Consider the following 19837-nt stretch of genomic DNA (forward strand, 5'->3'; position numbering starts at 1 on the left):
TTTTTGTTATTTGAATAGCAAAACCATTGTTACTATTACTCTTTGTATTTATTTGAATTAACCTGTTTGAAATGATTAATTTATAATATTCGATTCCCCTTCATCTACAACCTCACCCACACTTGTAATAATACTTGTTTTTGAATATGTCCCTAATAGTACTGGATTATTAGTCTCGTTATTCAATTCAATACTGGTAGCACTATAAGTGTTTTTTAAATCTTCCTCAGTACGTTCGTCATTATCTCCCCAATCTTCTGCAACTCCAATCCAAATAGGGCGTAAGTTTTCATTTGGTTTTGTTCCCTTATAAGTGAATTTAACCTGATGTCCACTTCCCGTAATTTGTGCAAAAGGATGATTGCCCATAGTAACTTCAGAATCTATCAATTCCAATTCAATATCAGAATTTTTCTTATGATCATAAGGTAACATCAATAACGGACCAAAGGCTGTATTACCTTTACAGTTTTTAACAACAGCATTAGAAGGAAAGCTATAAGCATGTTCGCAATTTACTACTGTATTGTTTGATACATTAGAAGCTCCAGAACCAATAGATAAGGTAATTCCACCACGCATTTTATCTACAAAACAATTTTCGACTGTAATATCTCCTGTTCTACGATTAACACCATTAACATCATCACCATCTAAATAAGCTCTTATTCCATCTTCTGTTAAACTAATCATCTCTCCTTTTCGAATAGGCAAACCTCTTTCCAATTCTGGGAAATATATTTTAAAACCATAATCATAAGCAGGACCAGAAGTTTCTTCATAAATTTCGTCTGTAAGTCGTCTAGCTCCTTCCATAGTAACGTTACGTATTATGGTGTTTTGCGATCCATGAATATGAATTCCGTGTCCAAAAGAAAACACTTTAAAATCGCATCCATCTACCAAAACATCATCACCTAAAATAGACATTGCGGAATGTTTATACAGCCCTACATAATGATCTGAACCTTTACCATACAAATCACCATAGCCATAAGGCGCCGACCCTTTTATAATAAAATTACAACCAAGAAAAGAGATGTCATTACCGTGTACCTCAAATTCTGCAAGGCTTTTATAAGGTCGTTCCTCTCCTGTATTTTCAAAATTCCCTCCATTAAAAACAAGATTGCTACCGTCTATTCGATACGTAGCAAATTCATGCGTATTTCCAGGCCCCATATTTCGTAAAACACTGGTTGGGATTATAATAGTTACTCCTTCAAAATTAAATACGTTATTAGATCCACTAAAATGAAAAATAGTTTTCGGGTCTTCAGGCATGGTACCAGATACAACATATTCCCCGGCTTTCATATTAATGGTTTTACCAGATAATTGAACCGCTTTTCTTAATTCGTCAATTGTAGAAATAGCAAGCACATCATCGTCATAATTAAGTACAACTTCCTCCTCTATAACTTCTTCCTCTTTTTCGATAATGGTATCATCTTTTTCCTCCCCACTATCACAGGATGTAATAAAGCATAAGGAGAATAAAATAATTAAACCGAAAAGGTATTTAGGTAATAATTTTAGTTGTTTCATGGTTATTTAGTTTTAGTTTATCTTCCTATTTTAAACCTATAACAATGTCTTGAAAAGGCATTGGTGGCACTTTAAAGGTTATTAGTTTTTTTCCGTTTACTATATGGCGATCCCCATTTAACTGTTTAAACCCAAAGCTCATAACGACGTTTCCTTTACCATAAACATCCGGAACCGTTAGTAAAATTGGATCATCGCAAGTCAATTGCATTTGTTCACCATAAACTAAAGTCGCTGTTCCATATTTTTTACCTAAAATTTCGATATTATATCCGTTTTCTTCAAGCCTTTTTCCGGAACCTAGAAAAAGAGTTATTTTACCTTTTTCGGTAGTTACTACCCCAAAAGCACCGTCAAATCTTATATTCTGAAACCCATAAGTCCCGAATGTATCAGATGAAAACACATAATCTATTCTATCCGAAAGACTTTCTATTTTTAAGCCAACAAAGCTTTTATTTGAAGCCGCATCAAAAGTCTCAATATGTTTTATTCTTGAAGGTTCACTAGTTGTTGAAGGTTCATAAACCGCCACAAACGGACGATTCCATGCTTCACCAGTTTGGCGTACTACAATAGTAGGCTGTAATGCCTTAGCTATTTCTTCGGGAACCATAGCTTCTCTCATAGCCTCAGAACGTAGTGATTTTACTTTGAATATTTCACGATTTTTATTCCCGCTCATCCACATATTCATGCTAACTTTTTCTTCTCCTTTAATAGATAAATTAAAAATGGCGTTAAAATCTGAATCTGTTTTTACTGAAGTTTCATCTGTGATATAATCGTAAGCCTTAATATTACCTGCTTTTGAAGTTAATTTAGAACTCGTGTCTAATTTTAGAGTTTGATTGTTTTTGGTTGAAATATTTAACTCTTGACCTAAATTATGATAGAAATAATCATGATATCCATCCTTTCCGTCTTTTTGCTTAGAACGAAAAATATCTACATAATATCCAGAAGTTTCACCGGTACGTACAATACTCATCACTCTATTTTGATCGGAATTTGTACTCGGTTCATTAAAATAAACATCAGAAAAATTGATATTTGGATAATAGCCTGATTTTCTTTCCGAAGTTGGATACAATGCATTCACCTGAAAAGGATAGTAACTACGCATTTTATTGTACTGTGATTTTCCATTTACAGAAACCGTATTATGTGCAGGGAATTGCGAATAATACTCACGATAATCTGGCTGAAAATAACTCGATCCACGTCCCCCTTCCGGAGCTAAAACATAATTTTTACCATACAATTCCATAGCAATACCATTGGAATGAGCATGATTCCCTAAAGACCCAACTTGAGAAATCATTAAACCATGTTTTGCATCCAACCCATTTCTCATAGCTACCCAACTCACTGTTGGCGCGTAAAAAGAACTCGTCATGTAATCACTCTTAATTGCAGGAGCAATAGTTTCATCTAAAAGAACTGTAGAATCATGTAAAAAGTTGGAAAATGCATTTTTCTTATTTCCTTTCGTATTCTGCACTTTTTCACCTTCTATTAAATATAGTAATCCAGTAAATTTTTCTTCTTGTTCTCTATTATTAAACTGCTGTGCATTACTAATTAAATCGTAATACGGGTTAGATTTCAACGGTCCATAATGCGAATCACCAAAAGCAACAATGTTATTATTAGGATATAAATACTGAGGCATAACCGCCACAGCTTCTGGAATTACTGGCATAAATTGCATAACATCTACACCCAATGAGTTTTGAACAACTCTTGCCAAATGCGTGTACCCTTCGGCCACGCTTAAAGCATAACTTGAACTCTCATTCCAAACACCATTTTTTTGATCGTAACCATAATCTAAAACATCTTTAACAGACCATTGTCGAACTTCCGATTCGTTAAATACACGGTTTAAATAATACTGACAGCCTTTGCCGTCGTCGTACATTTTATCTTCATCTAAAACCAAAGCAATTTGAATTACAAAATTGGCTTGATGTAGATTCCAGTTATTATCTGCTACACCATTTTTTATAATTATTTCTGCTAATTTCTTTAAAGATGTGGCATAAATTTGATTTTCCTTTTTATGTTTTTTTTGAATATAATCGTAAAGAAAGTCGTAACACTCAGCCAATTCATCTACAATATTTTCTTTAATAACTTGAAAAGAAGTTAGTCCAATTATATTTTGAACATTTCCTTTTTTCATGTCTATAGGTTCGTTTCTATAATACAAACCCTGCATATACACATCGAACAAATGTGCTGCTAATTTTGCGTAATCGGCATCACCTTCAACATAATAAACCAACGCTGCATCACGAGCAATTCTCATAATATTTTCGTTAGTATTTTCTATTATCCTTCCTGTTTTAGCAGGATTTACCCACTCCCATTTATCGGTTTTTTTATTCTGAAGAAATAAACCACGCGAATCTTCTAAATATGGCTTTGCATCTTTTAAACTTGGCATTTTATAATCTGTAACATAATCCCGTTGCCCTGTAAAACGTACCGTTGGCACAGGCGCATAACCTTTGGCATGATCGTAAAACTCCCCTTTCACAAAAATATCTGTAGCATGAGATTTCCAATACATTTGATATCTTGATGATAACCATTCGGGTTCAGTTTTATACTGCTCGACGTATTTTGAAATTTTACTTTTTATAGCTTTATAAGATTGCTGAACATCATTTGAAGTTTCTATTTTTTGAAGAATATCTTCTTTAGAAACTTTAGACGATATTAAACGCGGATGTACTCGTTCAATATTCTTAGGAAATACAAATTGTGCATAAGTCAACTTTCCAAAAAACAAACTAAAAGTAATTAAAAAAACTATTTTCTTCATCCTTTTCATATCTCCTATTCATTACGCACCCAAATATGGCTTCCGTCTAAAAGTTTTTTATATTGAATTTCGAATTCCGTTTTTATCTTCTTAAAAACTTCTGGTTCTTTTAAAGCTAAATTTTCAGATTCACTGATGTCGTTTTTCAAATTAAACAATACAAAGTCGGTCAATTTTGCACTTTTTACAAACTCTTCATTTCCATCATATAGATTATGAATATGTGGTAATTCTTCATTGTTGACATCTAATCTCCCCATAATTTTCCAATCGCCACTCCTCATAGCCACTCGACGTTCGTTAATAGCATCATAAAAAGCCCAAATCAACGGTTTTTCACGTGTTAATTTACCCGAATCTAAAAAGCTTTTAATGGATTGTCCATCTAAGGTTCTTTTTGGTAATTCTGCCCCTGCTAATTCGGTAAATGTGGGTAGAAAATCTAATGCTGAAACCACTTGATCCGAGGTTCCTGAAAAAGTTTCTTTCCCCATCCAATTTACAATACACGGTACTCTAAAACCAGCTTCGTTAGTCCATAACTTCATCCCTTTTAAGGCACCTGGTGTACCATAAGAATGCTTGGCTCTACTATAACGCATAAAGGTTTCTGGCCCATTATCGGAAGTGAAAACGATTAATGTATTCTCACTATTATGTTTTTCTAAATAAGCTACTAAACGGCCTACTGCAATATCTACATTTTCAACATTAGCAAAATATTCTGCTTGCTGACGGTTTTCTGCCAATGGTAAATATTTTTGAACTAAATCTTCTGGTGAAGCAATAGGTTCGTGTGGTTCATGAAAAGCTACTTCAAGAAAAAATGGTTTATCATCTTTTTTGGTTTTCAACCAACTAATAGCTTCATCGACAACAATTTGACTACTAAAACCTTCTATCTCACCAACCTTTTCACCATTACGAATAAAATTATTCGGGTTATGATGGCTAGGCGCTGCATTGTTATGTGTAGCAAACCAATGGTCAAAACCAAAATCATTTGGTTGAGGTTGTGCTGCATTATTAAAACGAGAATTACAATGCCATTTACCAGATAAACATGTGGCATATCCAGCAGATTTTAAAATAGCAGGAATGGTAACCTCATCGGCTTGAAGATGCACTAAATCTCGATTATCTTCACTTTTTTTATACCCCGGAATAAAATCGTAAACACCCGCTCGGTTTGGACTCCTCCCTGTTAACAACCCAACTCTTGAAGGTGAACAAACTGGAGCTGTGGAATAAAAATTGGTGAGTTTAATTCCGGTTTTTGCCAGTTTATCCAAATTATCTGTTTTAATAATAGGATGCCCAAATGCTGCTAGATCTCCATAACCTAAATCATCACATAACATAACAACAATATTAGGCTGTGACGATTTTTCAGTTTGAACAGTATCTTCTTTTAATAAAGAATTTTCTTTTGATTTACATGAAATGCCTAATAAGACAACCACGCATAACATATATTTTATTACTTGGATCATTTTAATCTATTTTGATTTATTAAAAAAGTCGCTAAAATAAAGCATGTGGTATTTTATAGAATTACTCCAGTATTTATTGGTATGCCCACCTGGACGTTCAATATAATCGTGTGGAATATTGCGTTCCACTAATTTATCATGAAGACGAACATTAGCATCGTGAAAAAAATCGTCTACACCACAATCAAATAAGAAATTTAGATTTTCACCATCTAGTAAATACACTAAATTAATTACACTGTTTTTTTTCCAGATTTCAGGATTTTCGGCATAAACACCTAATCTTTTAGAAATATCCCAACGCAATGGAAATGGCCTAATATCGACACCTCCACTCATACTTGCTGCTACTCCCCAAATATCATTATGTTTAAAAGCCAAATACAATGCTCCATGGCCGCCCATACTGTAACCAGAAATGGCACGGTTTTTATTATTAGCTTTTGTATTGTACGTTTTATCAATTTTAGAAACTAATTCTTTCGAAATATAAGTTTCATACTTCATGGTTTCATCAATTGGACTATCAAAATACCAACTTGTTTTAGTACCATCAGGACACACAATAATTACATTATATTGGTCGGCATAAGCTTTAATCTTAGGAGCTTTTCCTAACCATGCTTTGTGGTCGCCTCCTGCTCCATGCAGCAAATAAACTACAGACAAAGCTTCTCCATTTTTTTTATAAGAATCGGGAGTAATTATTACATTTTTTATGTCTTTATTCATACTATTACTATGCACAACTAGCGTATCAATTTTTGACGCATAAAGTGATAATGACAAACAAAAAACGAGTAAAAACCCAACTAACTTTTTCATATAAACTGATTTATTATTTTTTCTTTAACATGATATCTTCTAATTCTTCTAATGTTTTCCCTTTAGTTTCTGGCATCATAAACGCAACAAATAATAATTGAAAAACCATCATTACGGCAAACACAAGAAAAACAACTCCTCCTCCAACTAGTTTTAATAAGAAAGGAAATAATGAAGGAATAAGTGCTGCTAAAACCCAGTGGGTTGAACTACCGAAAGCTTGACCGGAGGCACGTAAATGATTCGGGAAAATTTCTGAAATAAACACCCAAATTACTGCACCTTGGCCTACTGCATGAGCTCCAATAAATAAAAACAAGAAAATTGGTACCGCCATACCTGTCCATTCTAATAAGAAAGCAGCAGCTAAAAGTCCTAATGAAACAATATACCCTACAGAACCAATATACATTAACGTTTTTCTTCCTAATTTATCAATTAAGAACACCCCTAATAATGTAAAAACAAGATTAGTAACACCTAAGCCTATACTATTTAATAATGCTGAATTTTCTCCTAATCCTGCCTCTTCAAAAATACGTGGCGCATAATATAATACTGCATTAATTCCTGAAAACTGGTTAAAAAAGGCTATAAAAAAGGCTAACATTAACGGAAATCTATATTTTTTAATGAAGATAGTTTCAGATTTATCACTTTTTTCTGCATGCGAATTAAACTCTCTTATTTGCTCTTCAACATCAGCCTCAGGCTCTATTATTTTTAAGACCTCTCTCGCTTCATCCTCTCTAGATTGAGATAATAACCAACGTGGGCTTTTAGGTAATTTTAAAGCGAATAAAATATATAACACTGCAGGAATAGCTTCTACACCAAGCATCCAACGCCATGCATTGTCACCAATATCACTTAATAAGTAATTAGATAGATAAGCTATCATGATACCAAAAACTATATTAAATTGGTACATAGCAACCAAACGGCCTCTATCTTTTGCTGGTGCAATTTCAGAAATATAAGCTGGAGCTGCAATAGTAGATGCACCTACTCCTAATCCTCCAATAAAGCGAGCAAAGGCAAATACATACGGATCATTCGACAAAGCCGAACCTATGGCTGAGACAGCAAATAAAACCCCAATAACTATTAGGGTATTTTTACGTCCGTATTTATTAGTTGGAATACCTCCAAAAATAGCACCTACAACAGTTCCCCAAAGTGCCATTCCCATAACTACTGCGCCATGAAAAGCTTCTGAAGACCCCCATAATGCTTGTAATTTTTTATCGGCACCAGAAATTACGACAACATCAAATCCAAATAAAAAACCTGCAAGTGCTGCGGTAATGGACCATAATAATATTTTTTTGTTCATGTTATGTTTGTATTAGTTTTATTAAAATATTTAATTGTATTATTTTTTTAGAGGAATAACCATATTCCATGTTTTTGTTCCATTGCCAAAACCACCAGGACCATCCATGGTGGCGAAAAATATATGAGTTGGTTTTCCGTCTTCAACTAAAACAAAAGGACGTTCTAACTGTCCTTGTTTAATAGTTTTTCCGTTATTCCATTTTACCATTTTGGTATATGCTCTCGGGTTATCATCTACCACCCAATTTATCCCATCTGTAGAATGTGCTAAAAGCCCATCTCCATGTCCGCCAGTAATAGCTCCTCGTTGGTCTTTAGCAATCATGTGATATCCTTTAGCGTCTCCCCATAAATGCGGATCTTCAACTTCACCAAAATGTTCTATTGAAAATAAAGGTTTATCACCAATTACAGTATATTCTCCATCGAAAGTAGGCGCCGTAGCTACGCCAATACTCATATCACTATGTGTAATCCCGTCTTCTTTATACGACCGGCCTTTAAATAATAAAACTACCGAGCCATCTTCTTTTATTAACGGAGAAGGATTAGAGGTTAAAAAACTGTAATACGAATTTGGTTTCACATCTAAAACAGGAGCGTCTCGTCGTTTCCATGGTCCATTCGGACTCTTTGAAGTTGCTATCCCAACACGTTTTCCCCAACGGGCTGCAATACACCATTTACTAGATAAATTGAATTGGTCTACATTACCTTCTGTAACATCCTCAAATGGATGGGTAGACCCCATATAATAAAGAATATAGGTGTCTTTATATTTTACAATTTTTGGATTGTGACAAGATTTCCCATCCCAATACTGCGTTCCACGATTACCTAAAGCAACATCTTTAAATTGATACGGACCATCTGCCGTTTTAGAAGTAGCATGTACAATTTCCGATTGAATCATCCAACCTGGATGAAACGGTAAATATTTTGGCCAACGTGATGCATACATGTGATATAAACCATCTTCGCCTTTAATTACAGAACTTCCCCAAACCCAATAATCGTCCATTTGTAGTCCGCCATTAATTGGTGCTTCTTCTAAATTATCGAAAATGGCATTCTGTGCATTAGTACACGCGATAACCCCAATAAATAAAAGAATAAAATATTTCATCTAAAAAAGTATTTAGTTTTTGTTTGGTTTTAAGGTTACATCTTTCAAGTTAATAGCATTCCATTTTCCTGCTACAGGCATTATAGAAAACTGATACTTCCCAGCTTTTTCAACTTTGAAATTACTTAAATCTGTTGTTTTAAATCGTTTAGGATTAGACCCTGTTTTTGGGATTTTAACGGTTTTGGTTTCTCCGTTAAATGTTATTGAAATTTCGGAATCTTCTGCTGCAGAATACCCTAAAATCCCATTAAAACTGCCTGGTTTATCTATTTGAAAAGACCAATATACTCTAGCCGTTTCACTATCCCAATTAGAAATACAATCCCATTCCTCTTTATATAACGCGCCTGGACCTTGTAAGTTTTCATATTGCGCTCTAAATGCAGATAAGACCGCAACTCCAGCTTCATCCTGTCCTAATGGTTTTACAGGTAAAGCATTTGGCTTTTCTTTCAGCTTTAAAACAATTACAGAAGCAATACTATCTGGTGCTTCTCCTGTTAATTTTACTTGAATACCATCGTCTACCGTTTCCGTTTTAAATGTTCTATTTTTATCAGTTAATAAATAACAAGATTCTACACTGTTTTTTAATCGGATAGGTAATGATGCGCCATCTTCCCAGTTGTAAACGTGTAAATAAAGCAAGCCTTTATCGTCAACCGTTTTCATAGTAATACGTCCCCAATCTGGCTCGGTACTCGTTGGGCTAGCTTGTGTTCCGTATATAGCTTCGGAATTTTTAGACATCCAAGCGCCAATAGCTTTCATACGTTCTACCGCTTCAGGTTTTAAAATCCCTTCACTAGTTGGACTCACATTTAATAAATAATTCCCGCCTTTACTACTTTGGTCTATCAAATTATGGATTAAAGTAGGAATCGATTTGAATTTGTTATCATCGCTACGATAGCCCCAACTTCCACTAACGGGTTGGCATAATTCCCAATATTTTGCTTCAGGTTGATGTCTAGGTCCGTTTCTTTCAAAAGTTTTATGATCTCCAGGATAATCGTCGCCCAAACGGTCGTTTGTAATTATTCGTGGTTGTAATGCTGTTGTGATGTGGTGTAAACTATCTACTACCGATTTTGTCATTTCTCTAGGCGTATCCCACCAAAAGATAGCGATTGGCCCGTATTCTGTTAGCAATTGTTTTACTTCAGGCAATGCTTTTTCGTAAACATACGCGTCGCTACTAACACGTTTTAAATCTTTATCCCAAGTATTTCCTAAACCACCTGGATGATGCCAATCTTGAGCTTGTGAGTAATAAAACCCAAATTTTATGCCTTGAGCCTGACATTCTTTAGCTAATTCTTTTAAAACATCGCGTTTAAATGGCGTGGCATCTACAATATTATAATCGGTTGCTTTAGAATCGAACATTGAAAATCCATCATGATGTTTGGCTGTTATCACCATATATTTCATTCCAGCTTCTTTGGCTAAAGACACAAACTCTTTGGCGTTGAATTTTGTTGGATTAAACTCGTCTGCAAATTTTTCGTATTCGACAATTGGAATCTGCCCTTTATTCATAATCCATTCGGCACTATTAGAAATTTCTTTGCCTTTATAAAACCCTGCAGGAACAGTGTAAATCCCCCAGTGAATAAACATACCAAAACGGGCTTCTTCCCACCATTGCATGCGTTCTTCATCTGATATATTTTTCGAATCGATATTCTCGTTAGTAACTATAGACTTTTCTGCTTTAGTTCCACATGCTGTTCCTAAAATAAAAACAAACAACATTGCCCAAACACCTAATTTTCTCATCCTTGTTTTTTTATTATTTATTCTAAAAAAGTATAACATATACAATAATAAAAATTATAGAGTTTTTACGGTATAAATCATGAGCCTTTCCATATAAACTATAGCTTATTTATGCGCTATATTAATAAAATAGGCTATTAACAAATAATTGGACGATTACAAACACGAATAAAACCCCTCAATTTACATGAGAATCTGTAAACTATTTTAAGACATATTTATAGTGAAAAACGAGATTAAATTAATGGCTAGTTTCCTTTAAAATAAAATCCACAATTGGTTTTGGATCTTTTAAAGAATGAGGATGATGCCCTACTTCTGGCTTGCGAATCATGTTTAATTCCCAACCCAAACTATTTAGTCGTTGCTCTAATAACGCGCTATTTTCTGCAACAGGAACCACCTTATCGGCATCACCAACAATAATTAAAATAGGCACTTTTTGAACAGCGATATATTCCATATGATTTATTGGATTTCCTGAAAATTGAGTTGCAATTTCTTCAGAAAAACCATAACTCACTAAGCAGGCTTGCCATGCTTTTTTAGAGCCATCGCCAGTACCTTGCCCAGCAGGCCAACTTTTAAAATCACAAACCGGAGCATCTGCATAAATACAAGCTACTTTTTCGGCATTTTGGTTGGCCCAATTAAAGATAATTAAACCACCTCTACTCATACCTTCTAATACAACTTTAGGATTCAATTTATATTTTTTTATAATGAATTTGTAAAAACCATCCCAGATTTTCACAGCCTTTGGACTTCCGAATAAATTAGCGACTTCAATATACACCACATGAAAACCTGCGTTTAAAAGTGCAATATCGGTTTGTGGCTCGTGACCCCAAAATCGGGCGCGCCAAATCCAGTTTTTACTTGCATTCGCTTTTTTAGGAAACACCACTTTATAAGCCACGCCATTTAAGGTCGCTTCCTTTATTTTAAAACCATTCCATTCCTTTTTTACGGCTTCGTTTTCTTTGGAAATATCTCTAATTGAAGTTTCAATATTAACGTTTGCTTCCGCAGAAATTATTTCAGAAGGAAAACAGTAAAAACTGTAAAATAGGATAATAAGTAAACTTAAATTTCTTTTCATTTTTTAATATAGTTTAATGTATTGGGTTTTCGATAATTTCTCTTGCATCTTCAGGGCTCGTTTTTTCGTTTCCGGTTAGCAAATAAATAACCATACCAGCATCCGATGGATCGAAATCACCTTTTTTAACACAAGTTAATTGCCTTTGATACAACCAATCTAATTGGCTTTTAGCTTCTTCGGAAGTATTTCTTATTGGCGAGGTTTTTATCCAATCGAACATGGCTTTTGGAGCTTTCATACCTTCGTAATCTTTCCCTCCATTTTGATCGGTTATTCTATCGCAAATAAGTCCGAAGGACTCAAAATTCGCTTTAATTTCGTTCCAAGTCCAACCAGAATGATCTTCCCAATCGTAAGGTTTATCAGAATGTTTATCGTTCCAATTAGAATGAGAAATAATTCTAACATATTTCAACTTTTCTTTTTTAGATTGTGAAATTGCAGATCCCACAACATGCATTGGTCCAGCGGCCACAATAGTTAATGGATTACTTGCCTTAGATTTATTAATTTCTTTTACAATGGCATTAATAGCTTTTGTAGAATCGGCAACCGCTTCTAAGAAATTACTTTTTTTAAAATTATATATTTTTTGCCCTTCTAAAGCACTGATTAACATTTCGGCTTTTCCCTTTTTCATTTGGTGATCACTGCCCCAAATATGATCGCTAAAAGTATAAACCGTAAGTTTATCTTGAAGTCCGCTTGCAGCCAACAGCGCTAACGAAAAAGGTGTTGCCGCCCAATCGTCGTGATCATGCTCATTACCATCAGAACTCACCACAATACGTCCAATAGAATACGGTATGATCTGCGCGAAAAGATGAGAACTCAAAGTTAATGTTATACAAATAAGAACAAAACGAAGTTTTTTCATTTTAAATGTGGTGTTTGTTAAATATTTTCTAGTTTCTTTAATCGCAATAAGGCTTCCATATAATAGTAATCGGCATAAATAATTGGTACGTCCATTTCTTTATTCTTAGGGTGATTCCCTGTGGAATGCAATAGCAAGGCATCATTTTTAGCATGACTCAAATAAGCACTAGATGATAGATTTTCAACCAATGTTTTACCTGCGTTGAAATATTTAGATTTTAACTTTTCATCTTGAACCAAACCCGATAATTCCATTAAGCCACATGCTGCAACTGCTGCCGCAGAAGCATCTTTTGGTACATTAGGAATTTTAGGATCGTCGAAATCCCAAAACGGAATACCATCTTCCGGTAAACGCTCTAAAAATTTATCTGAAAGTTTTATGGCAGTATTCAAAAAATTAGAATCACCAGTTTCACGATATGCCATTGCAAAACCATAAATTCCCCAACCTTGCCCTCGCGCCCACATGGATTCGTTAGCATAACCTTGATGTGTATAACCTTGTAAAAACGCTCCTGTTTCTATATCAAAAGATCCAACATGAAATGCAGAACCGTCTTCCCTAACCAAATGCTTCATAGTTTGTTCTGCATGACTTTTAGCTATATTGTACAAACTTTTATCTCCACCATTTTTAGCTGCCCAAAAAAGCAACTCTAAATTCATCATATTATCTATAATGGTGTTGTGCTTGTATCGCTTAATTTGAGAAGGCCAAGATAAAATACTACCAACTTTCGGGTTGTATAATGTTGCCAATGTATCGGCAGCGGCCAACAAAACCTCTTTGTAATTTTGGTTTCCTGTTAATCTATACCCATTACCATAACTACAATATAACTGAAAACCGATATCGTGATTTCTCGCAGAACTGTATGCAATAACCTTAAGTGGTTCTGTGAAATTTACAGCCTGTTTCTTTAACCCCTCATCTCCTGAATATTCGTAAGCATACCACAACATACCTGGATAAAAGCCGCTACACCAATCTGTAGTTTTAACAAAACTCCATTGGGTATTGTTTTTATTAACGTGTCTCGGAAAACTATCAAAACGTGTATAAGTTTGTGCTACTGTTTTTATTTTTTCAACATTATTTTTTAGTATATTCTCTATATTAAACTTAGAGACTTCATTTAACGACCTTTCTTTTTTTGCAGAATTACAAGCAAAAACTAAACTCAACACTAAAAATGACACTAACTTAACCACACGCATTCTTTTTCGGTTTTAAAATATTCAACATAACGTTTTCAACAATCTGGCAAAACTTATTCCATTGCAAGTTATTATTTATTGATTTTATGATCGTTAAATTATCAATCAAAAGCTATAAATTATTGCTTAATTAAAGAGATAATTTCAATCTTACTAAAAAACAACGTTTTTATACTTGTAATTTCCTTATTCATCTGAACAAAAATGTTCCTAACCTTCAATTTAAATATTAAAAACTGATTAAGAACACTTTAATTAACTTCAAATTGAAAACACCTACTATACCTTAATTCTTTTATAAGGCAATTTATTTCGGAAAATAAGTCATAATTTATAATGTTGAAGCGATAAATTATACACATTGGTCTAAAATATAAATAACATTGTTAAGACTAAAACCACTTTAAGTACCTTTTTATTAAATATGTTTTAAAACATCAACTTCAAAACATTTTAAAACGGGTATTTAAAATTAACAAACTAAACTTTTATGATGAAAAAAACCAAACCTCAGACAAGTCTGAAAAAACCAGCAAATCTATTTTGGCTTATAGGCCTTCTAGTTTGCTGCATGACTACATTAGGGCATGCAAGTGCAAATCCTATTATTGAACAAAACAAAACTATTACAGGAACTGTTGTTAGTGCCGAAGATAACATGGGTATTCCCGGCGTAAACGTTATCGTGAAAGGTACTTCTATAGGAGCTGTAACAGATTTTGATGGAAATTACAGTATTACAGTACCTAACAACAATTCAACTCTTGTGTTTTCTTACATCGGTTATGTTTCTCAAGAATTGAATACGGGAAATAAATCGACTATTAACGTATCTTTAGAATCTGATGTTTCTGCCTTAGACGAGGTTATTGTTGTAGGTTATGGTACTGCTAAAAAAGAAACATTAACAGGTGCTATCGAACAAGTAGATTCAGAAGTATTTCAAGATCGAGCAGTAACTAATGTAGCATTAGCATTACAAGGACAATCACCTGGTCTAGTTGTTAACAGAAACACAGCAAGACCTGGTAATGAAAATGTCAACTTACAAATTAGGGGAGCTACTTCAGTTAATGGAGGAAGTCCATTAATTGTAATAGATGGTGCACCAGCATTTGATGATAATGAGTTTTTTCAAATGAATCCAGATGATATTGAATCAATAAGTGTTCTTAAGGATGGGGCTGCTTCAATATATGGTTCTAGAGCTGCCAATGGTGTGATTTTAGTTACAACAAAAAAGGGTAAAGGGAAAATGAAAGTTGAATTTAATTCTATGATTAGAACCAATTTTATTGGTCTAAACCCTCCTGTTCCAACAATGCAACAATATGGGCAATTATGGCTAGATGCAGGAGAACAAGACACCACTCCTAATTATTGGAATTGGACGGAAGATACTGTACGTGGCTTTGCTGCAGGAGAATCTAGATTTTATCAAACCACTCCTCCTGGATGGGGCTATGACGGACTTACCTACATGGCACCTGCAAATAGGTTAGATGAATTGTATGGAACGAATACCGGTCATCAAGAAAGTTTAAGTCTTTCTGGAAGTTCTGAGCAAGCAAGATACAGATTATCTATGGGGTTGTCTGAATCTGAAGGTGCTTTAAAAACAGCTTATGATGGTATAAAACAATATTCTATTAGATTAAATACGGATTTTGATATTTCAGAAAAATTAAACTTGGGCGCTAATGTTTCCCTACAAAAAAATATTACATCTAGTCCATCATCATCATTTGGACAAGCACTTCTTTCTCAAGATGCCCCAGTATTCCCTTCAAAAAACCCACAAGGGCAATGGTACGCAAATTTTGGCGTAGGAAACACAAATTCTATAGCTGGTACTCAAGATGGAGGTAGAGATAATACTGAAGAAAACATTGTTAAAGTTGCTCTAAACTTAAATTATGACATAGGCCATGGATTTAGTACAAATGCAACAGCAACTTATAACCATGTAAATAGCAGACAAGACCTTACAATGATAGAAGTTCCTCTTTATAACTGGAACGGTGAATTAGAAAACTCAATAAATAATAACCCAAGTATTGAAACCGAACATATTACAAAATCATATCAAACATACGGTGCTTTTTTAAACTATGAAAAGAACTTAGACGTTCATAATTTTAAAGCAATGGTTGGTTTAACTGCTGAAAAGAGTGAATTTCAAGGCTTATGGGCAAAAAGATTAGGTTTTGTAGATGAAGGTGTATATGATATACTCGTTGCTACTGGTACTCAGACAAATGGAGGAACAGGAAATAATAATACAAAAGGACAAGAACATGAAGGACTATATTCTTATTTAGCAAGGATTAATTATGACTACAGTGAGAAATACTTACTTGAGGTAGTTGGCAGACGCGATGGTTCTTCAAGGTTTGCTCCTGGATTTAAATTTAATAATTACGGAAGTGTATCTGTTGGTTGGAATATTCATAAAGAAAGCTTTTTGGAAAACTTTGATGTTTTAAACAATTTAAAAGTTAGAGCTAGTATTGGTACTAGTGGTAATCAAGTAGGTATTGGACCTTACGATTATGTATCTACAATAGGAACAGGCACCGAACTTTTTGGTGAAGGAGGAACATTAAGTCCAACATCTTACATTAATGGATTAACGACAACTACGCGTTCTTGGGAAAATGTTGAAATGAAGAATATTGGAGTTGATTTTAGTTTTTTCAATAGCAAGCTTTCTGGTACTTTTGAAACCTACGAAAGAAAGAACAACGGTATGCTTGTATCTGTAACATATCCTGAAATTCTGGGTGCTACTGCTCCAGAAACTAATTCTGGAAACTTACTAACGACAGGCTGGGAAGCGATGTTAAACTGGAAAGATCAAAAAGGTGATTTCTCATACAACATTGGGCTAAACATGAGTGATAGCAATAACACTTTAGTTAATCTAGAAGGAGGAAATGCTATACAAGCAGGTTTACGTGAAACTGTTGAAGGTTATCCTCTAAATTCTTATTTCGTTTGGAAAACAGATGGACTGTTCCAGACACAAGAAGAAGTAGATGCTTATAATGCAGAATATGTTGGTTCAGGATCGGAAGTTCCAACAGGTGCATCAGCTATCCGTATAGGAGACACTAAAAAAGTAGATTTAGACGGTAATGGCGTTATTAATGACCAAAATGCAGACAATGATAAAGGTCAAGGTGATGTTAAATTTGCAGGAGATGCACAAGCACATTATACTTTTGGTATAAACCTAGGAGCAAAATATAAAGGGTTCGATTTTACCGCTTTTTTTCAAGGCCACCTAGAACAAACACTTATTAGATCTGGGGTTGATGCTTATCCTTTTTTTAATCCTTGGCCTAACCAAACTATTGCCTATAATGGCCTAACATACACTCCTGAGAACACTGGAGCAACATACCCAAGATTAACCGCTCAAAGAAATTTAGCACGTTGGAACTGGGGTGATACAGACGTATTTGCACAAAACAATAAATATATTCGACTTAAAACACTAGTTATAGGCTATTCATTACCTTCTGATGTTCTAGAAAAATTAAATATGACTAAAATACGGGTTTATATGTCTGGAAATGACCTTTTTGAACTCAGCTCTTTAGTCGATGGTTTTGATCCTGAATCGGCAAAGACCTTAGCGGAGAGTGATGCTAATACGCAAAGATCCGTATATCCATTTCAACGTACTATTGCTTTTGGAATTAATTTGGCGTTTTAGTCAATATGAAAAAGCCATCTTTTATTAACGAAAAAAATATAAAAATGAAAAAAATAATTATTCTATTTACTATAGGCTTATGCTTGGTAGGCTGTGAGGATAAATTTCTAGACTTAAATGATTTAGATAGTATTACAGAACAAGTGTATTTTGACGAACCACAAAATTTCATAGATGCCTCTAACCGTTTTTACAGAACGCTGCATTCACCTGCCGGCACTAGTGGTGATGGTTTTGCGGAAATTTCAGATTACGGAACAGAATTTAGTGGGTACTTACAAGATTATGGACAAGGAACCAACAATGCTACCGATACCGATATTTATTGGAATAACCCATATACGTATCTTAGAGAAGTAAACATTTTGATTAAAAAAGCAGACGAGTATGTAGCCAATGGTGGTAGCATGTCTGACATAAGCGAATCAGTAGCAGCGGCCTATTTCTTTAGAGCCTATAACCACTTTAGGCTATTAAAACGATTTGGAGGCGTGCCTATTGTGACAGATATAACTAATGTAGACTCAGATGTTCTCTTTGCTCCTAGAAACAGTAGATATGAAGTAGTAGAACAAATTCTTGCAGATTTAGATTTAGCCATTGCAGGCTTACCAGAAACAGCAACAGGAGCTGATTTAGGAAAAATGTCTAGCGCTGCTGCATTAGCATATAAAGCACGTGTACTTTTATTTGAAGGTACTTGGGAAAAGTATGTAGGTACAGCGACTGATTTTGAAGGATCTGGAACTGGAAATAATTCAGCAGAGTATATTGCTCAAGCCGTTATAGTAGCAAAAGCTGTAATGGATATTGGTCAATATGAAATTTGGAATAAAAACGACGATCCTCTTATGGAAAACAATTCTTATAAATGGTTGTTTTCTATAGAAGGTGCAGATTCAAACCCTGGAGGTTACACTAAATCTTCAAATAAAGAATTCATTATACAGACCATATTTGACTTTGATTCAGGAAATAGAATAGGAAACCTATTTACTCAAATAAACGCCGGTAGAAATGCTCCTACGCAAATAGCATTGGATATTTACTCATGTTTAGATGGATTACCTATAGCCAAATCTACTCAATTTGAAGGCTACGCTACTCAAGATGTTCAGTTTATAAATAGAGACCGAAGAATGTGGGCCAATTATGGTAGACAGGTAATCGAGAATGGATCACGTCCAATACTTCCTATTTCAGCCGTAAATAACTCAAATTTAGAGAATGGGAAATTTAAAACTTGGAATGATTACAGATCTGTAAATGAAGAATCTTATAATTATTCACATCTTAGATATGGTGAAGTTTTACTTACATATGCAGAAGCTTTATATGAGCGTGATGGTTCAATTTCAGATAATGATTTAAATATATCTGTTAACCTACTTAGAGATAGAGCAAGTATTGCTCCTTTAACAAATACTTTAGCTAATGATAATAACCTTGATATGCTAGAAGAAATAAGAAGAGAAAGAACAGTAGAGCTCTATATGGAAGATAATAATCACTGGAATGATATACGTCGCTGGAATACAGCCGTAGATTTACTTAACGCAGATATAGTTGGATACGTCATAGAAGGTACTGAGTATGATACTGATATTAATCTTTTTGACCCATCAATTGCTATTTATGGTTTTGATGATGATTACCCATCTGGAGTAGGACCTGTAAAGGCCTTGATTATTGATTCTAAAGAAAACAGACCCTTTAATCTAAAAAATTACTTATGGCCATTACCAATTAATGAAACTGTAATAAATACAAGTTTAAAGCAAAACCCTGGCTGGTAACTATAGCTAGTTAATTTTAAATAATATCTAAAACTGCAAATCGAAAATTCGATTTGCAGTTTTTTTATTCCACATTGAAATAATTGATATATCATTCCCCATTAAATTCAATTAAAGGTATAGAATTGTTTTTAACAAGAGCAATTCGATAATAAATCTAATTATGA

12 protein-coding genes are annotated in these 19837 nt (G+C 34.3%); 2 read left to right on the forward strand and 10 right to left on the reverse strand.

Annotated elements, in window-relative coordinates; all coding sequences use genetic code 11:
• Positions 1–75: 75 nt before the first annotated feature.
• The 10 genes from M4I23_RS08955 to M4I23_RS09000 all read right to left on the reverse strand — a co-directional run bounded on the left by M4I23_RS08955 (position 76) and on the right by M4I23_RS09000 (position 14153).
• Positions 76–1548 (reverse strand): right-handed parallel beta-helix repeat-containing protein, encoded by a 1473-nt coding sequence (locus M4I23_RS08955; RefSeq protein WP_249754162.1) that lies wholly within the window; start codon positions 1546–1548, stop codon positions 76–78.
• Positions 1549–1573: 25 nt separating this feature from the next.
• Complete coding sequence (locus M4I23_RS08960; protein WP_249754163.1) at positions 1574–4381, reverse strand: heparinase II/III family protein; 2808 nt, start codon at positions 4379–4381, stop codon at positions 1574–1576.
• Between the two features lie 14 nt (positions 4382–4395).
• The gene (locus tag M4I23_RS08965; protein WP_249754164.1) at positions 4396–5874 is read right to left on the reverse strand and encodes a sulfatase-like hydrolase/transferase; all 1479 of its coding nucleotides are present in this window, start codon (positions 5872–5874) and stop codon (positions 4396–4398) included.
• Between the two features lie 6 nt (positions 5875–5880).
• A complete protein-coding gene (locus M4I23_RS08970; RefSeq protein WP_249754165.1) occupies positions 5881–6699 on the reverse strand; it encodes an alpha/beta hydrolase family protein in 819 nt (272 codons plus the stop codon).
• 13 nt (positions 6700–6712) lie between these two features.
• Positions 6713–8035 carry a sugar porter family MFS transporter gene (locus M4I23_RS08975; RefSeq protein WP_158843897.1) on the reverse strand — a complete coding sequence of 441 codons (1323 nt, stop codon included), beginning with the start codon at positions 8033–8035 and terminating at the stop codon, positions 6713–6715.
• Positions 8036–8074: 39 nt separating this feature from the next.
• Positions 8075–9163 carry a glycoside hydrolase family protein gene (locus M4I23_RS08980; protein WP_249754166.1) on the reverse strand — a complete coding sequence of 363 codons (1089 nt, stop codon included), beginning with the start codon at positions 9161–9163 and terminating at the stop codon, positions 8075–8077.
• A gap of 12 nt (positions 9164–9175) precedes the next feature.
• Positions 9176–10948 carry an alpha-L-fucosidase gene (locus tag M4I23_RS08985; RefSeq protein ID WP_249754167.1) on the reverse strand — a complete coding sequence of 591 codons (1773 nt, stop codon included), beginning with the start codon at positions 10946–10948 and terminating at the stop codon, positions 9176–9178.
• Positions 10949–11189: 241 nt separating this feature from the next.
• Entirely contained in the window at positions 11190–12050 is an 861-nt protein-coding gene (locus M4I23_RS08990) for a S9 family peptidase (protein WP_249754168.1), read from the reverse strand.
• Positions 12051–12063: 13 nt separating this feature from the next.
• A complete protein-coding gene (locus tag M4I23_RS08995; RefSeq protein ID WP_249754169.1) occupies positions 12064–12930 on the reverse strand; it encodes a hypothetical protein in 867 nt (288 codons plus the stop codon).
• 17 nt (positions 12931–12947) lie between these two features.
• Positions 12948–14153 carry a glycoside hydrolase family 88 protein gene (locus M4I23_RS09000; protein WP_249754170.1) on the reverse strand — a complete coding sequence of 402 codons (1206 nt, stop codon included), beginning with the start codon at positions 14151–14153 and terminating at the stop codon, positions 12948–12950.
• 490 nt (positions 14154–14643) lie between these two features.
• Between M4I23_RS09000 and M4I23_RS09005 the strand changes: the two genes are divergently transcribed.
• Complete coding sequence (locus tag M4I23_RS09005) at positions 14644–17874, forward strand: SusC/RagA family TonB-linked outer membrane protein (protein WP_249754171.1); 3231 nt, start codon at positions 14644–14646, stop codon at positions 17872–17874.
• A 44-nt stretch (positions 17875–17918) separates the two neighbouring features.
• Positions 17919–19670, forward strand: a complete 1752-nt coding sequence (locus tag M4I23_RS09010) for a RagB/SusD family nutrient uptake outer membrane protein (protein WP_249754172.1) — start codon at positions 17919–17921, stop codon at positions 19668–19670.
• Positions 19671–19837 lie beyond the last annotated feature (167 nt).

This window comes from Algibacter sp. L4_22 (assembly GCF_023473045.1).
Classification (GTDB): domain Bacteria; phylum Bacteroidota; class Bacteroidia; order Flavobacteriales; family Flavobacteriaceae; genus Algibacter.

Coding starts and splice junctions, on each gene's coding strand:
- M4I23_RS08955 (WP_249754162.1), bottom strand. CDS start 1,548: ATGAAACAACTAAAATTATTACCTAAATACCTTTTCGGTTTAATTATT.
- M4I23_RS08960 (WP_249754163.1), bottom strand. CDS start 4,381: ATGAAGAAAATAGTTTTTTTAATTACTTTTAGTTTGTTTTTTGGAAAG.
- M4I23_RS08965 (WP_249754164.1), bottom strand. CDS start 5,874: ATGATCCAAGTAATAAAATATATGTTATGCGTGGTTGTCTTATTAGGC.
- M4I23_RS08970 (WP_249754165.1), bottom strand. CDS start 6,699: ATGAAAAAGTTAGTTGGGTTTTTACTCGTTTTTTGTTTGTCATTATCA.
- M4I23_RS08975 (WP_158843897.1), bottom strand. CDS start 8,035: ATGAACAAAAAAATATTATTATGGTCCATTACCGCAGCACTTGCAGGT.
- M4I23_RS08980 (WP_249754166.1), bottom strand. CDS start 9,163: ATGAAATATTTTATTCTTTTATTTATTGGGGTTATCGCGTGTACTAAT.
- M4I23_RS08985 (WP_249754167.1), bottom strand. CDS start 10,948: ATGAGAAAATTAGGTGTTTGGGCAATGTTGTTTGTTTTTATTTTAGGA.
- M4I23_RS08990 (WP_249754168.1), bottom strand. CDS start 12,050: ATGAAAAGAAATTTAAGTTTACTTATTATCCTATTTTACAGTTTTTAC.
- M4I23_RS08995 (WP_249754169.1), bottom strand. CDS start 12,930: ATGAAAAAACTTCGTTTTGTTCTTATTTGTATAACATTAACTTTGAGT.
- M4I23_RS09000 (WP_249754170.1), bottom strand. CDS start 14,153: ATGCGTGTGGTTAAGTTAGTGTCATTTTTAGTGTTGAGTTTAGTTTTT.
- M4I23_RS09005 (WP_249754171.1), top strand. CDS start 14,644: ATGATGAAAAAAACCAAACCTCAGACAAGTCTGAAAAAACCAGCAAAT.
- M4I23_RS09010 (WP_249754172.1), top strand. CDS start 17,919: ATGAAAAAAATAATTATTCTATTTACTATAGGCTTATGCTTGGTAGGC.